This window comes from Lacinutrix algicola (genome assembly GCF_001418085.1).
In the GTDB taxonomy this organism is placed as follows: domain Bacteria; phylum Bacteroidota; class Bacteroidia; order Flavobacteriales; family Flavobacteriaceae; genus Lacinutrix; species Lacinutrix algicola.
Window position 1 is genome coordinate 68,494 of record NZ_LIQH01000020.1, and the last position, 23,569, is coordinate 92,062.

Here is a 23,569-nt window from a genome sequence, read left to right on the forward strand (position 1 = left end):
AGGAATAATAAATTTTATTCTTCCAAGTATAAATCTATAAGTCCTTCGGGAGTGTCAACAAAAATAATTTTATTCACTTTATCTACTTTCTCTATAAACTCATCATTCATAGGTATTAAAATTTCAATACCATCTCTATCTATTTCAAAAAGGGACTGAGAAGTAGAGTCGTTTACGCCCTTAATAACGCCAACATCTCCAAAATTTTTATCTTCTACTTTGTAACCTATTATTTCATGAAAGTAAAACTTATTATCTTCTAACTCTGGTAAAAAGGTTAAAGGTAAATAGCATTCGCATTTCATTAAAGCATCAGCATCTGCTTCTGCATCGACGTCTTCAAATTTTACACGAAGCAATTCGCTTTTATGTAATTGAGAGCGTTCTATAAAAAACGGAATTAAATTACCACGTAAATCTATAAATATAGCATCTAGATCATCGTATAAATTAGGCTCGTCTGTATCTAATTTTATTAGCAGTTCGCCTTTAAAACTATACTTTTTAACAATTTTACCTAAAAAGAAACACTCTTCTTTAGTCATCTAAAAATTTATTTATTGTTTCCGCTTAGACGGAAATCTTATTAATATATAGATCCTATTTTTTAACAGGATATGTGTAATGGTATGTTCTGCAATTTCAGAATACTATTTCACATAAAAAAACTCCGATAAAAAAATTATCGGAGTTTAATAAGTATAAAAAAAATAATTTTCTATTCTTCTTCTTCGCTTGCTGCTTCAGCTGGAGCTTCCTCTTCAACAACTGGAGCGTTAGCTGCAATTCTTGCTTCGTTAGCTACTTTTTCAGCTGCAAATGCTTTTGCTTTAACGTCTGCTTCCGCTTTAGATAAACCATCTTTTTTAGCATCTACTTTACCACCTTTTTCTTCTAACCAAGTAGCGAATTTCTTCTCAGCTTGCTCTTCAGTTAAAGCACCTTTACGAACACCACCAGCAAGGTGATTTTTCAATAAAGCTCCTTTGTAAGATAGTAATGCTTTGGCTGTATCAGTTGGTTGTGCACCATCTTGTAACCATTTTACTGCTCCGTCAACATCTAATTCGATAGTTGCAGGATTAGTGTTTGGATTATAAGCACCTAATTTCTCTAGGTATTTACCATCTCTTTTCGCGCGAGCATCTGCTGCTACGATCCAGTAATAAGGTTTTCCTTTCTTACCGTGTCTTTGTAATCTTATTTTTACAGGCATAAAAATTAATTTGTGAGGTTCGCGACCTCTATTATTAATAAGTTTGCAAATATACAATATTTATTTATATACCAAGTTTTTTATGTAATTGCATCTCATTGTGATTTTTTATTTTATTTTTGAGTCCTTGAAACATAAAAACTATGAAAAAAATTATTGCTTTAATTTTAGTAACTATTACTTTTTTCGGTTGCGGAGAAGATTTAGAATTTAAAACACCATCATTTCAAGGAGAGAAAGATGGCAATTTATGGGAAGCTGCAAGCTTTAGAGCTAATATTAATGCTTTAGGAGTGTTAACTATTGTAGCTTCAGACAATTTTGAAACAATAACATTAGAGGTAGACTCACCTTCAATTGGTATTCATGACATAGTAGAAACAACATCTACTGGTGCTTTAGAAGATATTGATGGTATTTTTTACTCTTCAAATAATTCGCCAGATCCAAGTGTGCAATTATATCCTGCTGCGGGCATGATAGACTTAAAAGATGTAAACCTTGAAGAAGGTTATGTGTCTGGAGAGTTTTATTTTAATGCATTTAATAGTTCTGGATTAACATCTATAAATGTTAATAAAGGCTTTTTTCATAAAGTTCCTTTAATCGTTAGTTCGGTTATTTCTGGATCTGTTAGTGCGGCTTGCTCCTCAGCATCAGCTGTAGCTGCAGCTACACTAATTAATTATAATGCTGTTGCTCCTGGTGATGCTAATTTTGTAGATGTGTGTAATGCATACAAAACTGCATTAATAAATGAAAAAGCAACTTGTGGAGACGATGATGGTTCTATACAGACAATTATTAATGGTCTAACTTGTTTATAATATATTTTATAAAATAATATAAAGCGCAGACTAAATTTTAGTCTGCGCTTTTTTTTTGTTAAAAATTCTTAAACTAACTTTAAATACTCATAAACTCTGTTAAATCACTTGACATCACTTCCTGTTTCCATTATATTGATACTGTAGATGCGAAACAATACACATCTTAAAAGAAGGTATTGAAATTTAAATGATAAAAGATATTATGAAGTACACAGAAGAAATTTCAAACAAGTTAAACGAATTATTAGAGAAAAACTATGATGCTGAAAAAGGTTACATAGACGCTACAAAAAATGTAGAAAGTAATAATTTAAAAATGTTTTTTAAACGAAGAGCAACAGAGCGAAGTGAGTTTGCTAAAGAGTTAAGAACAGAAATACTGCAATACGGAGAGATTCCAACAAATTCGGGTTCCTTTAAAGGCGCTTTACATAGAAATTGGATGAATTTAAAATCAACTTTTGCATCCAACTAAGAAGCTGTTTTAGAGGAAGCAATACGAGGAGAAGAAGCGAGTTTAGAAGAGTATAATAATTTAATTGCCGAAAGGAATTTACCTCCTACAATCGATGGGTTAATTGCAAAACACAAAATAGCAATTCAATCTGCTATTAATACAGAAAAAGCAAAATTAGAATTAGTTTCGTAGAACAAACTATTTTATAGTATAGAAAAAGCAGTCCAATTTGGACTGCTTTTTTCGTGTATAACTAATTTCGATTTTAACTTTTAAGACTTATATTTTTTTGTACTTTTATAGGCCAATATTTCCTCACAGGTTTATCATTAAAACAACTCAATAACAGCTATTTATGTATTTAATTTTTGATACAGAAACAACAGGTTTACCCAAACGCTGGGATGCACCAATTACAGATACAGATAATTGGCCTAGGTGTATACAGATTGCATGGCAATTGCATGATGAGATGGGAAACTGTGTTGAAAGCCAAGATTATTTGGTTAAACCAGAAGGTTTTAATATTCCTTATGATGCCGAGAAAATACATGGTATTTCTACAGGATTAGCCGAAGAGCAAGGTGTTGCTTTAAGCGAAGTTTTAGAGAAGTTTAATATTGCATTGGGTAAAACCAAATTTGTAGTTGGACAAAATGTAAAATTCGATCTCAATATTATGGGAGCCGAATTTGTGAGAGGAAATGTTGAAAACCAATTACAAGAATTACCAGTTTTAGATACCTGTACAGAGCATACAGCAAAGTTATGTGAGCTTCCTGGTGGTAGATATGGTAAGTTTAAATTACCAACATTAACAGAATTACATCAATATTTATTTAACCAACCATTTGGTGAAGCGCACAACGCAACAGCTGATGTTGAGGCAACAACACGTTGTTTTTTAGAGTTAATTAGAAGACAGCAATACACAAAGGAGCAACTTGATGTTGATCAAGAATACTTCAAGAATTTCTCTGAAGCAAATCCGCAGCCAATAAAATTAATTGGTTTAAAGCATATTAACCTTAAAAAGGAAAGTGCTAAAATTAATGAAAGGCTTTTAAAAGCGCAAGCGGTAGAAATTTCTTCAGAAGAAATAAAAGAAAATATTGCCGACTTACAAGAGATAGATTTTGTGCATTTACATAATCATTCTCAGTTTTCGGTATTACAATCTACAATGAGTGTTGTGGACTTGGTAAATGTTGCTGCACAGCATAATATGCCAGCAGTGGCTTTAACCGATCATGCAAATATGATGGGTGCTTTTCACTTTGTTAATGCGGCAAACAAGCATAATAAAGCTGTTGAAGCAAAAATAAAGGAAGCTGAATTACTAGGTAGAACAACGTCGGCAAAAAAAATAAAGCCAATTATTGGCTGTGAGTTTTTTGTGTGTGAAAACCACTTAGATAAAAGCAGAAAAGATAATGGTTACCAAATTGTATTAATTGCAAAAAACAAAAATGGTTACCACAATCTAGCAAAATTATCTTCTCATGCCTTTGTAAATGGTTTTTACTATTTGCCAAGAATCGATAAGAAATTAATAGAAGAATATAAAGAAGATTTAATCTGCTTAACAGGAAACTTGTATGGTGAGGTGCCAAGTAAAGTTTTAAATGTAGGTGAAAATCAAGCAGAAGAAGCCTTAATTTGGTGGAAAGAAGCATTTGGCGACGATTTGTATGTTGAGCTAATGCGCCATGATCAGGAAGATGAAAATCGTGTAAATCCAACATTAATTAAGTTAGCTAGAAAACATGAAGTAAAGCTTGTTGCATCAAACAATACCTATTATGCAAAGCAAAGCGATGCTAATGCTCACGATATTTTATTGTGTGTAAAAGAAGGTGAAAAACAGGCGACACCAATAGGTCGTGGTCGTGGTTATCGATATGGTTTACCAAATCAAGAATACTATTTCAAGTCTGGTGAAGCCATGAAAAACATCTTTAAAGATGTGCCAGAATCGATTAGTAATATTCAGGAAGTAGTCGATAAAATTGAAGGTTATCAATTAGCCAGAGATGTATTATTACCTGCTTTCGATATTCCAGAGCAATTTGTACATATTGAGGATACTGCAGATGGAGGAAAACGTGGAGAGAATGCTTTTTTAAAGCACCTAACATACGTAGGAGCAAAGAAACGTTATGGCGAAGAACTTTCTGAGGACGTTATTGAGCGACTAGATTTCGAGTTAAGCGTTATTGAAAAAACTGGATATCCAGGTTATTTTTTAATTGTAGAAGATTTTATTCGAGAAGCTAGAAAAATGGATGTTTCGGTAGGCCCAGGTCGTGGATCTGCAGCTGGATCTGTTGTAGCATACTGTCTTTGGATTACTAATATCGATCCAATGAAGTATAACTTACTTTTCGAGCGTTTCCTGAATCCGGATCGTGTAAGTATGCCCGATATTGATATTGATTTTGATGATGAAGGTCGATCTCGTGTTATGGATTATGTAATCGATAAATACGGAAGTAATCAGGTGGCCCAAATTATTACCTATGGTACAATGGCTGCTAAGTCTTCTATTCGAGATACCGCTCGTGTATTAGATTTACCATTGTTTGATGCTGATAGGATTGCTAAGCTAATTCCAACGATGTCTAAGTTGGGTAAGATTTTTGGTTTATCTGAAAAGGAACTAGGAGCAAAATTTAGAGCTGAAGATTTAGAAAAAATAAACGAGCTTATAAGTATTTCAGAAGGACACGATTTATCTGCCGAAACTGTAAACCTTGCAAGATCGCTTGAAGGTTCGGTTAGAAATACGGGAATTCATGCCTGTGGTGTAATTATTACGCCAGATGATATTACTAAGTTCGTGCCAGTGGCATTGGCAAAAGATTCCGATTTATATGTTACTCAATTTGATAACTCTGTTGTAGAAGACGCAGGTTTATTAAAGATGGATTTCTTGGGATTAAAAACACTAACTCTAATTAAAGATACCGTAAAACTTGTAAAAGCAAAACACGATATTTTATTAGATCCAGATAGTTTTCCGCTTGATGATGAAGAAACTTATGCCTTATTTCAAAGAGGAGAGACTGTTGGAGTATTCCAGTATGAATCTCCAGGAATGCAGAAACACCTTAAAGATTTAAAACCTTCTGTTTTTGATGATTTAATTGCCATGAATGCATTGTATCGTCCGGGACCAATGGAATATATCCCAAGTTTCGTTCGTAGAAAACACGGAGACGAAGATATTGAGTACGATTTACCAGCAATGGAAGAGTATTTAAAGGAAACCTATGGTATTACGGTTTATCAAGAGCAAGTAATGCTACTGTCGCAAAAACTAGCAGATTTCACAAAAGGTGAAGCCGATGTCTTGCGTAAGGCTATGGGTAAAAAGCAGATTGCTGTACTTGATAAAATGAAACCAAAATTTATCGAGCAAGCAAGTGCCAAAGGACACGATGCCAAAAAACTTGAGAAAATTTGGAAGGATTGGGAAGCCTTTGCAAGTTATGCCTTTAACAAATCTCACTCTACATGTTATGCTTGGATTGCATACCAAACAGCATATTTAAAAGCACATTACCCAGCCGAATATATGGCTGCCGTATTGTCTAATAATATGAACGATATTAAGCAGGTAACATTCTTTATGGAAGAGTGTAAACGTATGAAGTTACCAGTACTTGGTCCTGATGTAAATGAGAGTTACTATAAGTTCTCGGTAAATAAAGATAATGCCGTTCGTTTTGGAATGGGAGCTATAAAAGGTGTTGGACACGGAGCAGTAATGACAATTGTTGACAACCGAAAAGATGACGGGCCATACAAATCTATTTTTGATATTTCTAAACGAATAGATTTAAGAGCGGCAAATAAAAAAGCATTCGAAAACCTTGCTTTGGCAGGTGGTTTCGATTGTTTTGAAGATGTACATCGTGCGCAATATTTTCAAAAAGAAGGTAGCGATTTAACCTTTTTAGAAAAGGCAATTAAATATGGTGCCAAGCATCAAGAAAATGAAAATTCTGCACAAGTAAGTTTGTTTGGTGGAGCTAGCGACGTGCAAATTGAGGAGCCATTGGTTCCGCCATGTGAAACTTGGGGGACTATGGAGAAGTTAGCCCAAGAGCGTGAGGTTGTTGGTGTTTATATTTCTGGACATCCGTTAGATGATTTTAGAACAGAAATGAAAAACTTCTGTACAGGTACTATTAGTTATTTCTACGACTTAGCGGCGCATGTAAATAAAGACATAACGTTTGGTGGTGTGGTTACAGATGTGCAGCATCGTGTAAGTAAACAAGGAAAAGGTTGGGCATTATTTACTATTGAAGATTATACAGATAGTTACGAGTTTAGAATTTTTGGAGAAGACTATTTAAAGCATCGTCCGTTTTTATTACAAAATACCTTCGTGCATGTTAAGAGCTTTGTGCGAGATGGCTGGGTGAATAGAGATACGGGTAAAAAGAGTGATCCTAGATTGCAGTTTAATAGTTTTCAATTACTTCATGATGTAATGGATAAGTATGTGCGAAAGCTGTCAATACAACTTAATATTAAAGAATTAGATTCTGATAAGATTAGAAATTTAAAAGATTTAATTTCAATGCATCCAGGAAGTCATTTGCTTGATTTTGTGATTTATGATAATAGAGAACAGATTAAATTAGAAATGCCAAGTAGAAAACAAAAAGTAAAAGTATCTCAAGAGTTATTGAATGCTTTGGAAGAAGACCAAGTACTTTATAAGTTGAATTCTTAATTAGGATGGTTGGTTTAAACACTGTAGCGGTTGTAAGTGCTCGCGCAAAGGATTGAACGACATGTTTGAGCTCCTCGCAGAGAGCGAGTAGTGAAAGCCTGGTTTATGCGCCCAAATAAAATAAGCCAAATTGATACTGTTATAAAGGAAACAAATTGGAAGGTTGTAAGTTTTAGTAAAATTTTTGACTAAGTTTGTATATTAACAGTGAATACATACACAATTAAATTATAAATATTATGGCATTAGAAATCACAGATGCAAATTTTGAAGAAACAGTATTAAAGAGCGATAAGCCTGTAGTAGTTGACTTTTGGGCAGCTTGGTGTGGACCTTGTAGAATGGTTGGGCCAATTATTGATCAAATTAGCGATGAGTACGAAGGTAAAGCTGTTGTTGGTAAGTTAGACGTAGATGCAAATCAAGAGTTTGCAGCCAAATACGGTGTAAGAAACATACCTACAGTATTAGTATTCCAAAACGGAGAAGTTGTTGGAAGACAAGTTGGTGTTGCACCTAAAACTGCATATGCTGAAGCTATCGACGCTTTATTGTAGAAATATATTTCATAAAGAATTGAAAAAGGTTTGCTGTAATAGCAAACCTTTTTTTATTTTAGTAAAAAAGTAAATTATAATGAGCAAAATAACAAAAGCGCAAGACGCAATAGATAGCAAATTACTAGGCGAAAGAAAAGTATTTCTTTGGGGAATGGTAGACGATAAGAGTGCAAAGCATGTTATCGATAGGTTAATGTACTTAGATAGTTTAGAGACTAAAGACATTACATTATATATTAATAGTCCTGGAGGTTACGTAACGTCTGGATTTGCAATGTACGATACTATTAAATCTCTAAAGAGTGATGTGTCTACAGTATGTACTGGTTTGGCTGCATCTATGGGATCGATTTTATTATCGGTTGGTACTAAAGGAAAACGTTTTATCCAACCTCATGCAAGAGTGATGATTCACCAGCCAAGTGGTGGAGCAAGAGGACAAGCAAGTGATATTGAAATTACTGCTAAAGAGATTGTAAAAACAAAAGAATTAAGTGCTAAGATTTTAGCAGATAATTGTGGAAAATCTTTTGAAGAAGTAATGAAAGATTTTAACCGTGACCATTGGATGGGAGCAGAGGAGTCTTTAGCTTATGGTATTGTAGATGGTATTATAGAATAAGAAAAATAATAACTAAGATATTTGAGAAAGATAAGAGATTGTAGCGTGTAAGTTTAGCGTTTATCTCTTATCTTTTTTTTGTTACTATAAATGTGAAACGGTTTAGTTTTTATAGAAAAAGATGAATTTACAAGACGAATTAAATAAAGCTGGCGGATTTAAAAATCTTGAACACTTGGCAAAACAAGTTGTTGAGGGTTTTATTTCTGGAATGCATAAAAGTCCGTTTCATGGTTTTTCGGCAGAGTTTGCCGAGCATAAAATTTATAATCCTGGCGAAAGTACGCGCCATATAGATTGGAAGCTTTTTGCAAAAACAGATAAGTTGTATACTAAACGCTACGACGACGAAACAAACTTGCGTTGTCATATTATTATAGATAATAGTAGTTCTATGCATTATCCAGAGATGAACAACTTCTCGATAGACAACTTAAATAAGATTGCCTTTTCTGCTTTAGCATCTGCATCGTTAATGCATATTCTTAAAAAGCAACGCGATGCTGTAGGTTTAAGTATTTATAGTGATGCTTACGATTTTTACTCTAGCGAGAAAGGTAGCGAACGCCATCACCAAATGCTTTTAGCACAACTAAGCCAAATGGCTTTAAGTAAGCCTAAGAATAAGCAAACGAAAACCTACCAATACTTACACCAAATAGCAGAGAAGATACACAGGCGCTCTTTAATTTTTGTTTTTACAGATATGTTTCAAACAGCTACCGATGAGGATAAGTTATTTGAAGCGTTAAGACATTTAAAACATAATAAGCACGAGGTAGTGCTTTTTCATGTGTTTGATAAGAGTAAGGAGGTTACTTTCGATTTCGATAATAAGCCTAAACGTTTTATTGATGTTGAGACTGGTGAGCATGTAAATCTATATAGTGAGCAAGTAAAAGACAATTATGAAGCTTTAGTAAGTGATTATTTTAATGATTTAAGAGTAAAATGTGGTCAAAATAGAATTAAGTACGTTGAGGCCGATATAAATAAAAATTTTAATTCTATCCTAACTAGTTATATGTTAGCACGTAATAAATTAATTTAATTTTTTTTGAAAAAAAAGTCAAAAAAATGTTTGTAGTATTGATAAAGCGTCTTATATTTGCACTCGCAATACGCAACGGTCTGGTAGTTCAGTTGGTTAGAATGTCGCCCTGTCACGGCGAAGGTCGCGGGTTCGAGTCCCGTCCAGACCGCAAATTGCTATAAAGCTTCAAAGAAATTTGAAGCTTTTTTTGGCGAAAAATTTAGTTGTGTTGTTTTGATGGGTGTAGTAGTCCATCAAACTGGTAGAGAGCCATTTAAATGGTTTTAACCAATGAGAAGCTTTCCTTTTTTCTTCCGTTTTACGGAAAAGAAAATCGGGATGCTTTTTTGTTTTATAGAACTTTTGTTACTTCTTAACGCTTTTATTGCGTTTTAATCGTGTTTTTACACGTTTTAATCACTGATTAAGAGCTGTTTATCGAAAATATTTATTTTTTTAATATCTTTAACACTATATTCGTCATTAAATTCTTATTGAATCCCTCAGCTACAATTCGCTTCATTAAGAAATCCATTGTGTAGACTGTTTGTCTGCTTTACTAATTGCTTGTTTTGTAGTGCTACGATAGTGGTAATTTACTGTCATTTATTAAGTTAAAAATTAATAGCAACATAAAATAAATAATTATGAAATTCCTTAAACCAACCTTATTAGCACTTTTTTCAGTTACATTATTAACAGCAGTTTTACCAACTAGCGAATCAGAGCCAGCTACAGAAACAGTAAATCACGAATTATCTAAGCCAAGTATTGATTTAACAGCATTTATCGAGATAAGAGGAAAAAGAAAGGTACCGTCTCAAGGCTAAACCTCACTATAATTTAGATTTCAAAAAACATTAATAGCAACATAACATTACAAAACATGAAAACCCTTAAACTAACATTAATTGCACTTTTTTCAATAGGATTATTAACAGCAGTATTACCATCTAACGATACAGATGTTGTTACAGAAACAGTAAATCACGAATTATCTAAGCCGAGTATCGATTTAACAGCATTTATCGAGATAAGAGGAAAAAGAAAGGTGCCGTCTCAAGGCTAAACTTCACTATAATTTAGATTTCAAAAAACATTAATAGCAACATAGCATTACATAACATTACATAACATTACAAAACATGAAAACCCTTAAACTAACATTAATTGCGCTTTTTTCAATAGGATTATTAACAGCAGTATTACCATCTAACGATACAAATGTTGTTACAGAAACAGTAAATCACGAATTATCTAAGCCAAGTATCGATTTAACAGCATTTATCGAGATAAGAGGAAAAAGAAAAGTGCCGTCTCAAGGCTAAACTTCACTATAATTTAGATTTCCCAAAAAAACATTAATAGCAACATAACATTACAAAACATGAAAACCCTTAAACTAACATTAATCGCACTTTTTTCAATAGGATTATTAACAGCAGTATTACCATCTAACGATACAGATGTTGTTACAGAAACAGTAAATCACGAATTATCTAAGCCGAGTATCGATTTAACAGCATTTATCGAGATAAGAGGAAAAAGAAAGGTGCCGTCTCAAGGCTAAACTTCACTATAATTTAGATTTCAAAAAACATTAATAGCAACTTAACATTACAAAACATGAAAACCCTTAAACTAACATTAATTGCACTTTTTTCAATAGGATTATTAACAGCAGTTTTACCAACTAGCGAAACAGAGCCAGCTACAGAAACAGTAAATCACGAATTATCTAAGCCAAGTATTGATTTAACAGCATTTATCGAGATAAGAGGAAAAAGAAAGGTGCCGTCTCAAGGCTAAACTTCACTATAATTTAGATTTCAAAAAAACATTAATAGCGACATAACATTACAAAACATGAAAACCCTTAAACTAACATTAATTGCACTTTTTTCAATAGGATTATTAACAGCAGTATTACCATCTAACGATACAGATGTTGTTAGAGAAACAGTAAATCACGAATTATCTAAGCCGAGTATCGATTTAACAGCATTTATCGAGATAAGAGGAAAAAGAAAAGTTCCGTCTCAAGGCTAAACTTCACTATAATTTAGATTTCAAAAAAACATTAATAGCAACATAACATTACAAAACATGAAAACCCTTAAACTAACATTAATCGCACTTTTTTCAATAGGATTATTAACAGCAGTATTGCCATCTAACGATACAGATGTTGTTACAGAAACAGTAAATCATGAATTATCTAAGCCGAGTATTGATTTAACAGCATTTATCGAGATAAGAGGAAAAAGAAAAGTTCCGTCTCAAGGCTAGAATCTATATTTCGCGCTTTGAATATCGAAGTGTGTTTAAAACAAGTTTTTATATTTTTTAGTTTAAATTTGATAAAATCAAAGACTAAACCTTGAAACAATTCTTTATTTTAATTTGTGTTTTTTCATTCTATTTTTCTTTTGCTCAAAAAGGAAAATCGAATATTGAGTTAGACTCTATATATACTTATAGAGAATATTCTAAAAATACAGATCTATCATTTAACAAGCGTATTTTATATGCTAAAAAAGCCATAGAACGCTCTAAAAACTATGGAGAAGATTCAACTATAATTAAAAGCCAAAAGGCTTTGTCTTCAATCTATTTGAATCAATTAAATACCGAAAAACTTAAATCGGTAAATTTTGAAATTATAAAAACAGCTAGCAAAATCAAAGATTCTGCGGCTTTAGCAAATGCAAATTTTATTTTGGGTTATGCTTATGATGAAGAATCTAAGCAAGATAGCGCATATTTTTATTATTCAAGAGCAGTAAAGCAATACGAAGCTTTGGGTGATACTAAAGACTATATTAATGTATTGTCTAATATGAGTTATATTCAGCAGTCTGAGAGAGATTATATTGGAGCAGAAATTAATTTGGTAAGAGCTCTAAAGACTTTAGAAAAGCTACCTAGTAATGAAGAAAATAATTACGATAAATGGGATAAATATAATTTATTGGGTATCATTTCTGGTGAGCTTAAGAACTTTGACAAAGCGCTAGAGTATTATAATCTTTCTATAAGTGTTTTAGAGGATGACCCTAATGCTTATTATTATATTTTATATTCTAAAAATAATATAGGATCAATTTATAGAAGAAAAGGAGACTACCCAAGTGCTATTAAAATTTTTAATACTCTTCTTGAAGATGAAAGCTTATATGCTAACGATCCTGAGTCTTATGCTAATATAAAAGCAAACTTAGCCTATTCTAATTTTTTAAATAATGATTTTGTTTCAGAAGAAATAAGTGAGATGTTTAGCGAAGCATTTAAAATATCCAGCATCATGGAAGATGAAATGGGTGTTATGGGAACGAGTTCTTATTATGCTGAATTTTTAAATAAAATTGATGAGGTAGATTCGGCTAAAAAGTATGTTGATCTGGCATATAAGATTGCTAAAAACACAAAAACGAATAGTTTTGTTTTTAAAACATTAATTACAAAATCTGAAATTGAAAAAGACTCATCTAATGTTTTTTTAACCGAGTACATAAAATTAAACGATAGTTTGATAACTGCAGAACGCTCTATTAGAAACAAATTTGCAAGAATAGATTATGAGACAGATATAATAATACAGGAGAAAGAAGCTATCTCAAAACAGAACCTTTGGTTAGTAATTACTTCAATAGTACTCTTACTTTCTATATTACTTTTGTATATTATTAAAACACAACGAGAAAAAAACAAAGAGCTTGAACTTGCACAGCAGCAACAAGAGGCTAATGAAGAGATATATAATCTTATGTTGTCTCAACAAGACAAAATGGATGAAGCTAGAGCTGTCGAAAAAAAGAGAATTTCGCAAGAAATACACGATGGAATTTTGGGCAGATTATTTGGTACAAGACTTAGTTTAGATAGTCTTAATATGGTTAATACTAAGGAAGCTATTATTAGTAGGGAAAACTACATTAAAGACCTAATGGATATAGAGAAAGACATTCGTAAAGTTTCTCATGATTTAAATACCGATTTTATTTCGCATGCTAGTTTCTCAGACATGATTAATACACTTGTAGAAACGCAATGTACAGCCTATGATTTAGATTATAAAATTAAAATAGAACATGAAATAAAATGGGATAATTTAACCAATAAAACTAAAATACATATTTACAGAATTATACAAGAATCGCTTCAAAACATTTACAAACATGCAAAGGCAAAACTTATAAATATAATAGTGAAACAAGAAGATAATTTAATATCTTTATCAATAATAGACGATGGTATTGGTTACGACATATCTAAACAAAAAGAAGGTATAGGTTTAAAAAATATCAAATCGAGAGTGAGTGCTATTGGAGGAAAACAAAAAATAAATTCTCAAATTAATAAAGGCACAATAGTAAATATAGAAATCCCAATTTAAGATAGAACACATTTAAAATGCCGGAAAAAAATATTAAAATATTAATGACCGATGATCATCCTATGATTATTGAAGGTTACCGTAATACTTTGTTAGCTACAAAAAAAGAATCTCAAAATTTAACTATCGATTTTGCTACAAATAGTGACGAATCCATAGATTTAATAAATAAATCGATTGCTATTGGAGAGCTTTATACTGTTTATTTTTTTGATATTAGTATACCTCCTTCTAGTGATGGTAGGTATAAGTCTGGAGAAGATTTAGCAATGTATGTTAGAGAAAAATCACCAAAATCTAAAGTAGTTATGCTTACTATGTTTAATGAATCTTATCGTATACATAGTATTATAAACAATATTAACCCAGAAGGTTTTTTAATTAAAAGTGATTTAACCTCAAGGGAGCTTGCTAGTGCTTTTCAAGCGGTATTAAATAATCCGCCTTTTTATAGTGGTACAGTAAACCAAATAATTAAAAAAACAAGATTTAGTAATTTAGACGTAAGCGAAGTAAATCATCGTATTTTATATCTAATTTCTAGAGGAATTAAAAATAAGGATATTGCGAAGGAAATGAATCTTTCTTTAAGTAGTATAGAGAAGAAAAAGAAACAATTAAAAGAAATTTTTAGTATTGAAGAAGGTGACGAAAAATCGCTGATTGAGAAAGCTAGAGGTTATGGTTTTATAGATTAAACACAGTTTTTTCCTACGATATTGTTAATTTTTTTAAAAATCAAGATTATTTAAATAACATATAAATCACTGTTTTTATTGATGTTTTGAGAGGATTCAATTTTTTGATTACGGTAAAAGCCGTAATCGTATAATTTTATTTTACTTAAATTTATTTAATCAACAATCATACATGACTGAATTCATAATTCAATTAGAATTTAGTTGGTAATAGCACATTTACACAAAACCTTGCTTTTTCTATATGAAATAGCAAGGTTTATTCTTTTTAAAAAATGATGGTTTTATAGTCCCAAAAGATCTTAATAAATAAGCCAAAATATATTATAGCAACAATAAACTTAATAAATGTTCCTGTTATAAAACCTAAAAAAGAACCAAAAGCAGCTTTTAATGCTGTTTTAGAATCTGCTTTGTTAGATAACTCACCTAAAAGCGCTCCTACAAATGGACCAATAATTATGCCTCCAGGAATTGGAGCTAAAACACCTACAATAAGTCCAATGGTGGTGCCTATCATTCCTGCTCTTGTACCTCCAAACCTTTTTGCGCCTATTGCAGGAATAACGTAATCTAAAGCAAAAACGAGTAATGCAATGGCTAATGTTATGCCTAAAAAAGTCCAATTATTAGGTATGGCATCTGTAAGATAAAGTAATAGTAATCCAACCCAACTTAAAGGAGGTCCAGGTAATATGGGAAGAAAGCTACCTATAAGGCCAAAAATCATAAAAAGTAAACCAAGAATGGTTAAAAAAATATCCATAGTAGTGTTTTGTTATAAGACGATGAAAATGAATAAAAGTTACATTTTTAACTAAAAAATTAGTTTAAACTAAAATAATAGTTATATTTGAACTAAGAACTTAGTTTAAAATACTAAGCTCTAATTTAAAATACATCAAACAAAGATGAAACAACTTACAAAAGCAGAAGAAGATATCATGCAAGTACTATGGCAATTAAAAAAAGCCAACGTAAAGCAAATAATAGAAGAGTTACCAGAGCCAAAACCTGCCTATAATACGGTGTCTACTATTGTTAGAATTTTAGAGAGCAAAGGTTTTGTAGATTATGAAAAGAAAGGAAAAGGGCATATTTATTTTCCTCTACTAGAAAAGCAAGACTACAGTAACCAGTCCATTAATAAACTGGTAGATAATTATTTTCAAGGTTCTTTTAAAAGTATGGTTTCGTTTTTTATGAAAAAAAATGACATCAATTTAAACGACTTAGAATCGGTTTTAAATGAAATAGATAAAGACACAACTAAAAAATAAAATTATGTTGCATTATATTCTACAAACTATCGTGTTTCAGTTACTGTTTTTAATGGTTTACGATGTGTTTTTAAGGAAAGAAACCTTCTTTAATTGGAACAGGTTTTACTTATTAGCTTCAGCTTTTTTATCAATAGTGTTACCTTTTGTAAAAGTAGATAGTTTTAAAACTGTAATCCCAGAAAGATTCATTTATACTTTGCCAGAAGTTATTTTAGGAAAAAGTAGTACAACTGTAATTACTGGTAAAGAGTTGTTAATAGATGCAAGTACTGTTAATAGTTTTACTTTTAGTTGGATTTATGTTTTGTATTTGGGTAGTGCATTTGCCTTAGTATTATTTACTATTAAGTTTTACAAGTTAATAGCAATGACTTATAGAAACCCAAAAGTTAAGTTTGAAACCGCTTTTTTAATCGAGTTGGCTAATAGTAAACATGCTTTTTCATTTTTTAATTATATTTTTTTAGGAAAAAATATTAATAAGGAAGACAAACAAACCATTTTAACACACGAGTTACATCACGTTAAAGAGAAGCACAGTTTAGATTTATTGTTTTTCGAAGTTCTAAAAATCTTTTTTTGGTTTAATCCATTAATCTATATGTATCAAAAGAGAACTGCAAATTTACATGAGTTTATAGCAGATTCTAAAGCAGTAAAGTTCAGTTGTAAAGTTAGCTACTATCAAAATTTATTATCTCAAGTTTTCGATACCCAAAAGGTATCATTCATCAATCCATTTTTTAAACAATCATTAATCAAAAAACGAATCATTATGTTAAGCAAATCAAAATCAAAACAAATTCATTTAACAAAGTATTTACTATTGTTTCCAATGGTAATAGGCATGCTGTTTTATACGTCTTGTTCAGATAAAACAGAAAATGGAAGTGAAATTAGTAGTTTAGAACAGTACTCCTATTCATTAAAACTAAATGAAGAGATGTCTGATGATGTAAAGATTATACATCAAAAGTATGAGTCTTTTTTGAAAGAAAATAAAGACTATGTAAGTTGGTCGATAATTGATAAGAAAGCAGGGTTAGTTTCCTATAGTGTTCATGCTAAGGCTGAAAAAAGACCAATAGGTATGCATGAAACAACAGTTAATTCTACAGATGGTGGTAGTTATTTATCATATTTTAATTTTGATGGTTTAAAAACAGAAAAAGAAGAATATACTGAAACAGCATTTTTAGATGATGAGTCACTTAGTTTTGCTAATATCGACCAAGTGCCTGTTTATCCTGGTTGTGATACTTCATTATCGAACAAAGATCAAAGAGTATGTTTTAGTGATAAACTAAGAGAATTAGTGTTTAGTGATTTTAATTTAGATCTAGGTAAGTCTCTTGGTTTAGTAGGGAAGCAAAAAATATTTGTTGATTTTACAATTAATAAACAAGGAGATATTGTAGATGTAAAAGCTAAAGCTGAACATCCAGAATTAGAAATTGAAGGTAAAAGAGTCGTAAATCTTATTCCTAAGTTAGAACCAGGAAAAATAGACGGTAAAGCAGTTAGTGTGGGCTTTACATTACCAATAGTATTTAATATTCAAGAATGATTAGAGTATTTATAATAGCAATAATGCTAATATCTTTTAAAACCGAAGCTCAAACTTCGGTTTTAAATGTTTCAGATAGTTTAATGGCAAATGGAAACTTCTCTAAAGCTATAGCATTACTTGAAAATAGTGGCACCGAAAACTCCGCGTACAGATTAGCAAGAGCATACAATGCTATTGGTAATTACGACAAATCTATTCTAAGTTTTAAAAAAGCGATAGAAAGCACTCCAGAGAACATTTTATTACAATACGAATATGGAAAACTATTAAGTAAAGTAAAAAAAATATAACGGCTGTTACTATATTTAATAATCTAAAAGCAACAGATAGTACAAATCCAAATTACCATTACGAATTAGGTGTAGTATTAGAGCGTTTAAAAAAAACAAAAGAAGCTCAAGATAATTTTGAAGCGACTTATAAGTTAGATAAAACACACCAAAAAGCAATATATAAATTAGCAAAGCACAGTCTTAAAAGTAAAGATTTCGAAAGATTAGATACTTTAATTACGGTGGGCTTAAAGAGTTATCCAAAAAATGCTGCTTTAACAAGTTTAAAAGCGCAAAGCCTGTATTTACTGCAGGATTATACAAAATCGATTGTTTGGTTCGAAAAACTATTGAAATTAGGGGATAGAAGTCAGTTTGTTTTCGAGAAATTAAGCTTCGCATATCGTAAAGACTTAGAGTACAAAAAGGCAATAGAAAATATGGAGCAAGCTTTGCTTTTCGATTCTAAAGACGCTGAAAATTTATACCGATTAGGAGGTTTGTACCAGTTGGTTAAAGATTATAAAAATGCAGAAAAGTATATTAAATTGTCACTTGAAATTCGAGATGTGCCTTTAGATAATGAATATAGAAAATTAGCAACAATTTATAACCGTTTAGAAAAACCACAAATAGCAGTTAAATATTTTAAAAAGGCGCTTAAAGAGAATCCAGATGATGAGTTCGCTAAATTTTACCTTGTAACTACAAAAGCAAGTTACTATAAGGACATGCAAAGTAAGATTGAGTTGTTTAATGTTTATATTAAAAACAATCCAGAAAGTATGTTTGTGGAATATGCAAAAAGAGAAAGATTAAAACTAAAGCAAGAAGCATTTTTAAAAGTTGAAGAGCATAAAGATAAGAACTAGTATTCTTGCTAATTGATATACTGTATTTTAAATGTTTTTTGTGGCAGATAAATGTTAGTTAACCTAAGTATTTGTAAACCGAAGGCATAAGTTTTCGGTTTTTTTATTTTTAAGATAATATATTGTACTTTTCGGTTTTATATCAATCTAAATTGGTGTTAATTAAAGCCATGCAAAAACTATTTGTTTTTTTATTAATTATATGCGCAACTTCTTGCGAGTATTTTAATGCAAAAAAAATAACATCGGAAACTATTTATAATGAAGAATTAAAAATGGTTAATTGGAATGCTGTAGATACCTATCCTACATTTTCTATCTGTGATACTTTTGAAACAAAAAACGAAAAGAAAATGTGTTTTGAAAACACATTATCACAACACATAACTTCAAGCTTGCAAAATGAAATAATTATAGTTTCTCAAGATATTGATGATACTGTTATTTTAGAATTTCAAATTTCCGAACTAGGAGAAATTACAATTAAGCATATTAATTTAAACGCAGTTACAGCGTTAGAAATACCTGAAATTGAAAGCATGATAGCAAGTAGTCTAAATACTTTGCCTCAGGTTTTTCCAGCAATTAAACGTAACCAACCAGTAAAAACAGAGTTTAAATTACCTATTCTTATTACTGTAAATTAAGTTGGAAAAACTATTTTATTAGTTTCCAATCTTAGTTTACAATCAAATACATAAGGTTAATTACGGCTTATAAATTAAATTTATATCCAATAGCAAAATCAACTGGAAAGTTGTCTTGGGTATCTAAAAAAGCAGCGAGAACAGAGTCGTAAACAACAGTCAAATAACCATTGCCTAATTTAATATCAGCACCTAAGCCAAATATAAATGGTGCATCGAATGCTGTAGAGCTATCTTCTAATGTTATAAAAGCAGTCGAGTCACTAGGATCTACAATTGTAGATGATACTTTAGAGCTTGTAAATGTTGCAAACTTAGTTTGTGCATATATATTAAATTTCGCTTTACTAATAAAACGATAACGATATCCTAAAGCAATTTGAGTTGCCGAATATTGGAAATCATCACTTTCTGTAGTGTGTCGTATATTTAAAAATGCTGCATGTCTAGAGTCTGTATTGTCTGAAAGCGCTTCAAGTTCTGTTCCAAAAAGAGCTGTGCTTTTGTTGTTTGGGTTTTTGTTAAATGGACTATTAGTTATACCTCCAAAAATACCTAATCGTAATTTTACTTTAGATTTCGGGTTGCTTGAAACATAATTGGAATCTGTAGAACTATTGTATTTATCAATAAAAGATTTAAGACTATAAGTTGTTAAGTTTACTTTAGAAACATTCATAGAGGTCAAGTCTGCTAACACTTTCTTGTATTCTTCTTGATATTTGTTATCTGTATTTTTAGTGTTTTTAAGCTCTGTAATGTTACCGTCCTCAGTTTTTATAAAATAGCGATATTGTTCGTTTATTGTATTCCAAAGTAAATCTAAGGCACCTTCTGTTTCGGTTTTAAGTTCTAGAGATTCATTTCCAATAGTATAAGTTTGTTGAGCAAATGTGAAACTGCTAAAAGTAAGTAGGCATAGTAGTAAGACTATTTTTTTCATAATATAAGTAGATTGGATTACTATGTAAAAGTAAATATTTTAAGCGACTTATTTATTACTTCTTAAAACTTCTACCTTTCCATTTGTATTCTGTAAATAATGAAATAAAGGCAATGTAAACGCAAAAGAAAGGATACATAATACCCGAAAACAGAAAAATGGATAATTGCTTTTCTTGTTCAAAAAAGCGAGCTGTTTTAAAAAGTAACAGAAAATCTACAAGATTCTTAATAATAAAAATATAGAAAATTGTTTTAAATTGAAGTAATCCTAGCAAAGCAAGTGTGAAACCACAAACTAAAGCAGCATTCATTAATAAAACAATTAAACCAATTAGTTTTCCAAAAGTAGAATTATAACTCGATGTTTTTGCTGCCCAGCGTTTACGTTGTGAAATTAAAGCATATATATTGGGTTGCGCTTTTGTTTTTACAATAACAGATTTAGATTTTAAAAACTGAACATTACTTTTATTATTTTTAATTGCTTTTTGTAACAGAAAAATGTCGTCTCCACTTGCAATTTCATTATTACCATCAAAACCATTTAACTCTAGAAATAACTCTTTTTTGTAAGCCAAGTTTGCTCCATTACATAAAAACGGTTTTCCTATTCCAAAACCACCAATTGTAGCACCAATTAAACTTAAAAAATCAAGTAATTGAAAACGTTTTAAAAATGAATTTATATGGTGGTAAGTAACAGGAGCAACAATCATTTTAGGTTGTTTTTTCTGAATGAAACAATCTAAAGCGTCTAACCAGAATTTTGGTAATACACAATCTGCATCTGTGGTAACAATCCAATCGTATTTTGCTATTTTTATAGCTGAAGAAATCGCGTCTTTTTTAGGAGAATTAGATGTTCTAACGTTTTTAATAATCTTTATGTCAGTTTTAGTAATATCGATATTTATCGGAATTGAATCGAGAACTTTAGAAACAATATCCACAGAATCATCATTAGAATCATCATCAACAAATATAAATTCGTAATGCGATTTTAGATAGTTAAACTCACGAATTGAAGCTAGTAATTCTGGTAAATTTTCAGCTTCATTTCTAAACGGAATAATTATCGAAAATTTTGTTTTTACTTTTATGTCTTCAACTTTAAAATCTTCAACTTTATCAAAACCCAAAGCAAGTGCTAATATTAGCAATAAGTACAAAACCGTTATAATTATTAATAGTAAAATCATAATGTCTTATTTTGTTTTTCAAAGTTGAAATTTAGCACATAATAGCTTCCTAAAAGACTTGGTAACACAAAATTAAATAACCACATTATAGTAATAATACATAAAATAATAACCTCGTTTACTTCGGCAAAAGAAAATAAATAGACGGCAACACTGCCTTTTACAACAACATCCAGTATAAAAATAGATGGTATAACAGAGGCTAATAAATACATAGATGTTATAATTACCATTGTATCGATGTAATTTAATTCTACTGCAAAAAGTTGTAATAAAAAGTAAAACTGAAATGAAAAAACGAAGTAACGTAACATTGATATTATAAAAGTAAACACACTAATTTTTAATGGTAATGCTTTTATAAATTGTTTTAATTTTTCAACCGAAAATCCTTTTATTGTATACCTTTTCTGTTTTATTACAAATAAGGATAAACTTAAAACAATTAAAATAATAATTAAAAGTTGAGATACTTTATATGCATTAATTTTAATAGGATAATACTGTGTAAATAAAAAGAAACCAATAGCTCCAAAAAGCATAGTAACAGCCATTTGCATTATATTACCAATTAAGTTTAAAAGTAAAATACGTTTTCTGTATTGCTTGGTAAAATAGACGGCTTTTGCACCGTATTCACCAATGCGATTGGGTGTTAAAAGAGATGCAGTAAGTGAACTTAAACTTTGTTTTAGAGCATGATAAAAAGTGATGTTTTTAATAAAAGACGTTAGTTTCTGCCATTTTAATATTTCTAAAAACCAATTTAAAATGCTTAGAAATAATAGAAAAACGATATTTTTTAATGAAAAAATGTTATTTTCTTTCAAAGTATCAATAAATTCATAAAAATGTAAAGCACTATTATTTGCTAATTTGTTGTAAATAAAATAAAAAGCACCCGCAACAATGCTTAATTTAATAAGCACAAAAAAGAATTGTTTAGTTTTGTATGATAAAGCGTTGTGCAAAGCGTTATAGAATAGTGAATGCAAATTAAACCAAATATTACAGAATGGAGTCCAAATTTAATTACTATTGTCTTTTAGTCTTATTTTTAGTGAGTGCTTTCGGCTTTTCTCAACAAGAAGAAAGCAAGTGGAAAGCTTTAATTGCCTTTGGTGTAAATAGCCCATCGCAATCGGGTTTATTAGAACCATTTGAAGCAAAAGGTGTCAATTTTCCAACTATTAATTTAGGTGTTCAGCACATGTTTAAACCACAAATGGGTGTTAAAGTCGATTTTGGTTACAATCGTTTTTCTAATGCGGGTAATTCACCAGATTTTAAAATTAATTACACAAGAATAAATGCTCAGTTTGTTTACGATACTTCTAAGGTTTTCTTTTTTCTACCCGAAGAAATGAGTTTGGTATTTCATGCTGGACCAGGTTATACCATGATAAAACCATTAGATATTTATAGAGAAAATAAAAACTCTTATTTAAATGCAATGGCAGGTGTAGAATTGCATTATGGTATTTCTAGGGCCGTTTCTTTATTTGTAGACGGTTCATATATTTTGGGTTTTGCAAAAGATTTTGATCCGGTAATAGAAGGCGTAGGAAGTTTTAATGGAAATATGTTAACAGTAACCGTTGGCGTTTCAATTTCTTTAAGTGGTTGTAGAACTTGTAATTAAATGGCTGAAGAAAAAATAATTTTAGGTATCGACCCTGGAACAACAATTATGGGTTTTGGACTTATAAAAGTGGTGAATAAAAAGATGCATTTTTTGCAGCTTAATGAACTCGATTTAAAAAAGTACGACGACCATTACCTCAAGCTTAAACTTATTTTCGAGCGTACTATCGAGCTCATCGATACGCATCATCCAGACGAAATAGCCATTGAAGCACCATTTTTTGGTAAAAACGTACAGAGTATGTTGAAGTTAGGTCGGGCGCAAGGTGTTGCTATGGCTGCAGGTTTGTCTCGTGAGGTTTCAATTACAGAGTATGCTCCAAAGAAAATTAAAATGGCAATTACAGGAAATGGTAATGCTAGTAAAGAGCAAGTAGCAAAAATGCTGCAAAGTATGCTTGGACTTAAAACCATACCTAAAAACTTAGATTCTATGGATGGTTTGGCTGCTGCAGTTTGTCATTTTTATAATCAAGGTCGTGTTGAGATTGGTAAGAGTTATTCTGGTTGGAGTGCTTTTGTAAAACAGAATGAGAAGAGAGTTAAGAAATAGCTTTGTCATTCCTGCGAAGGCAGGA

At 30.9% G+C, this 23,569-nt stretch carries 28 protein-coding genes and 1 tRNA gene; 23 read left to right on the top strand and 6 right to left on the bottom strand.

Annotated features, from left to right (window positions below; translation table 11 throughout):
- Nucleotides 1–14 precede the first annotated feature (14 nt).
- A complete protein-coding gene (gene rimM / locus ASC41_RS01030) occupies nt 15–545 on the bottom strand; it encodes a ribosome maturation factor RimM (protein WP_055434786.1) in 531 nt (176 codons plus the stop codon).
- A gap of 173 nt (nt 546–718) precedes the next feature.
- A complete protein-coding gene (locus ASC41_RS01035) occupies nt 719–1,216 on the bottom strand; it encodes a 30S ribosomal protein S16 (RefSeq protein WP_055434787.1) in 498 nt (165 codons plus the stop codon).
- 143 nt (nt 1,217–1,359) lie between these two features.
- Here ASC41_RS01035 and ASC41_RS01040 point away from each other — a divergent pair, with 143 nt between their 5' ends.
- From ASC41_RS01040 to ASC41_RS01115, 16 genes are all read left to right on the top strand, one after another.
- Nucleotides 1,360–2,043 carry a DUF6252 domain-containing protein gene (locus ASC41_RS01040; protein WP_055434788.1) on the top strand — a complete coding sequence of 228 codons (684 nt, stop codon included), beginning with the start codon at nt 1,360–1,362 and terminating at the stop codon, nt 2,041–2,043.
- Between the two features lie 205 nt (nt 2,044–2,248).
- Nucleotides 2,249–2,521 (top strand): ferritin-like domain-containing protein, encoded by a 273-nt coding sequence (locus tag ASC41_RS17270; protein ID WP_338034451.1) that lies wholly within the window; start codon nt 2,249–2,251, stop codon nt 2,519–2,521.
- 337 nt (nt 2,522–2,858) lie between these two features.
- A complete protein-coding gene (gene dnaE, locus ASC41_RS01050) occupies nt 2,859–7,250 on the top strand; it encodes a DNA polymerase III subunit alpha (protein WP_055434789.1) in 4,392 nt (1,463 codons plus the stop codon).
- A 239-nt stretch (nt 7,251–7,489) separates the two neighbouring features.
- The gene (gene trxA / locus ASC41_RS01055) at nt 7,490–7,807 is read left to right on the top strand and encodes a thioredoxin (RefSeq protein ID WP_055434790.1); all 318 of its coding nucleotides are present in this window, start codon (nt 7,490–7,492) and stop codon (nt 7,805–7,807) included.
- 79 nt (nt 7,808–7,886) lie between these two features.
- A complete protein-coding gene (locus ASC41_RS01060) occupies nt 7,887–8,432 on the top strand; it encodes a ClpP family protease (protein WP_193786886.1) in 546 nt (181 codons plus the stop codon).
- A gap of 121 nt (nt 8,433–8,553) precedes the next feature.
- Nucleotides 8,554–9,483, top strand: coding sequence for a DUF58 domain-containing protein (locus ASC41_RS01065; protein WP_055434792.1), 930 nt, complete (start codon nt 8,554–8,556; stop codon nt 9,481–9,483).
- Between the two features lie 77 nt (nt 9,484–9,560).
- Nucleotides 9,561–9,634: transfer RNA gene (locus ASC41_RS01070), tRNA-Asp, on the top strand.
- 478 nt (nt 9,635–10,112) lie between these two features.
- Nucleotides 10,113–10,295 carry a hypothetical protein gene (locus ASC41_RS01075; protein WP_055434793.1) on the top strand — a complete coding sequence of 61 codons (183 nt, stop codon included), beginning with the start codon at nt 10,113–10,115 and terminating at the stop codon, nt 10,293–10,295.
- A 56-nt stretch (nt 10,296–10,351) separates the two neighbouring features.
- Nucleotides 10,352–10,534 (top strand): hypothetical protein, encoded by a 183-nt coding sequence (locus ASC41_RS01080; RefSeq protein WP_055434794.1) that lies wholly within the window; start codon nt 10,352–10,354, stop codon nt 10,532–10,534.
- Between the two features lie 76 nt (nt 10,535–10,610).
- Entirely contained in the window at nt 10,611–10,793 is a 183-nt protein-coding gene (locus tag ASC41_RS01085) for a hypothetical protein (RefSeq protein WP_055434795.1), read from the top strand.
- A 59-nt stretch (nt 10,794–10,852) separates the two neighbouring features.
- Nucleotides 10,853–11,035 carry a hypothetical protein gene (locus tag ASC41_RS01090; RefSeq protein WP_055434794.1) on the top strand — a complete coding sequence of 61 codons (183 nt, stop codon included), beginning with the start codon at nt 10,853–10,855 and terminating at the stop codon, nt 11,033–11,035.
- A 56-nt stretch (nt 11,036–11,091) separates the two neighbouring features.
- The gene (locus ASC41_RS01095; RefSeq protein ID WP_055434796.1) at nt 11,092–11,274 is read left to right on the top strand and encodes a hypothetical protein; all 183 of its coding nucleotides are present in this window, start codon (nt 11,092–11,094) and stop codon (nt 11,272–11,274) included.
- A 57-nt stretch (nt 11,275–11,331) separates the two neighbouring features.
- Nucleotides 11,332–11,514 (top strand): hypothetical protein, encoded by a 183-nt coding sequence (locus tag ASC41_RS01100; protein ID WP_055434797.1) that lies wholly within the window; start codon nt 11,332–11,334, stop codon nt 11,512–11,514.
- A 57-nt stretch (nt 11,515–11,571) separates the two neighbouring features.
- Nucleotides 11,572–11,754 carry a hypothetical protein gene (locus ASC41_RS01105; RefSeq protein WP_055434794.1) on the top strand — a complete coding sequence of 61 codons (183 nt, stop codon included), beginning with the start codon at nt 11,572–11,574 and terminating at the stop codon, nt 11,752–11,754.
- Nucleotides 11,755–11,845: 91 nt separating this feature from the next.
- Nucleotides 11,846–13,861, top strand: a complete 2,016-nt coding sequence (locus tag ASC41_RS01110; RefSeq protein WP_055434798.1) for a tetratricopeptide repeat-containing sensor histidine kinase — start codon at nt 11,846–11,848, stop codon at nt 13,859–13,861.
- Nucleotides 13,862–13,878: 17 nt separating this feature from the next.
- A complete protein-coding gene (locus tag ASC41_RS01115; protein WP_055434799.1) occupies nt 13,879–14,559 on the top strand; it encodes a response regulator transcription factor in 681 nt (226 codons plus the stop codon).
- Between the two features lie 268 nt (nt 14,560–14,827).
- On the opposite strand, the gene ASC41_RS01120 is transcribed toward ASC41_RS01115, so the two are convergent.
- On the bottom strand, nt 14,828–15,325 hold the full coding sequence (locus ASC41_RS01120; RefSeq protein WP_055434800.1) for a DUF456 domain-containing protein: 498 nt from the start codon (nt 15,323–15,325) through the stop codon (nt 14,828–14,830).
- Nucleotides 15,326–15,470: 145 nt separating this feature from the next.
- Between ASC41_RS01120 and ASC41_RS01125 the strand changes: the two genes are divergently transcribed.
- The 5 genes from ASC41_RS01125 (at nt 15,471) to ASC41_RS01145 (ending at nt 19,203) form a co-directional block, all read left to right on the top strand.
- Nucleotides 15,471–15,839: a BlaI/MecI/CopY family transcriptional regulator gene (locus ASC41_RS01125; RefSeq protein ID WP_055434801.1), complete on the top strand. Its 369-nt coding sequence runs from the start codon at nt 15,471–15,473 to the stop codon at nt 15,837–15,839.
- Between the two features lie 4 nt (nt 15,840–15,843).
- A complete protein-coding gene (locus ASC41_RS01130) occupies nt 15,844–17,409 on the top strand; it encodes a M56 family metallopeptidase (protein ID WP_083477108.1) in 1,566 nt (521 codons plus the stop codon).
- Complete coding sequence (locus ASC41_RS01135) at nt 17,406–17,702, top strand: tetratricopeptide repeat protein (RefSeq protein ID WP_055434803.1); 297 nt, start codon at nt 17,406–17,408, stop codon at nt 17,700–17,702. The genes ASC41_RS01130 and ASC41_RS01135 overlap by 4 nt, the downstream gene beginning before the upstream one ends.
- A 332-nt stretch (nt 17,703–18,034) precedes the next feature.
- On the top strand, nt 18,035–18,556 hold the full coding sequence (locus ASC41_RS01140; protein WP_152971394.1) for a tetratricopeptide repeat protein: 522 nt from the start codon (nt 18,035–18,037) through the stop codon (nt 18,554–18,556).
- 170 nt (nt 18,557–18,726) lie between these two features.
- A complete protein-coding gene (locus ASC41_RS01145; RefSeq protein ID WP_055434879.1) occupies nt 18,727–19,203 on the top strand; it encodes an energy transducer TonB in 477 nt (158 codons plus the stop codon).
- Nucleotides 19,204–19,270: 67 nt separating this feature from the next.
- Here ASC41_RS01145 and ASC41_RS01150 read toward each other — a convergent pair whose 3' ends face one another.
- Genes ASC41_RS01150 through ASC41_RS01160 form a run of 3 tightly spaced genes read right to left on the bottom strand, consistent with a single transcriptional unit; the run spans nt 19,271 to nt 22,318 of the window.
- On the bottom strand, nt 19,271–20,146 hold the full coding sequence (locus tag ASC41_RS01150; protein WP_055434805.1) for a hypothetical protein: 876 nt from the start codon (nt 20,144–20,146) through the stop codon (nt 19,271–19,273).
- 55 nt (nt 20,147–20,201) lie between these two features.
- Nucleotides 20,202–21,347 carry a glycosyltransferase gene (locus ASC41_RS01155; protein WP_055434806.1) on the bottom strand — a complete coding sequence of 382 codons (1,146 nt, stop codon included), beginning with the start codon at nt 21,345–21,347 and terminating at the stop codon, nt 20,202–20,204.
- Entirely contained in the window at nt 21,344–22,318 is a 975-nt protein-coding gene (locus tag ASC41_RS01160) for a lysylphosphatidylglycerol synthase domain-containing protein (protein ID WP_055434807.1), read from the bottom strand. Before ASC41_RS01160 ends, ASC41_RS01155 begins: the two co-directional genes overlap by 4 nt.
- Nucleotides 22,319–22,362: 44 nt before the next feature.
- Between ASC41_RS01160 and ASC41_RS01165 the strand changes: the two genes are divergently transcribed.
- The gene (locus ASC41_RS01165; RefSeq protein ID WP_055434808.1) at nt 22,363–22,989 is read left to right on the top strand and encodes an outer membrane beta-barrel protein; all 627 of its coding nucleotides are present in this window, start codon (nt 22,363–22,365) and stop codon (nt 22,987–22,989) included.
- Nucleotides 22,990–23,544 carry a crossover junction endodeoxyribonuclease RuvC gene (gene ruvC / locus ASC41_RS01170; protein WP_055434809.1) on the top strand — a complete coding sequence of 185 codons (555 nt, stop codon included), beginning with the start codon at nt 22,990–22,992 and terminating at the stop codon, nt 23,542–23,544.
- Nucleotides 23,545–23,569: the final 25 nt, after the last annotated feature.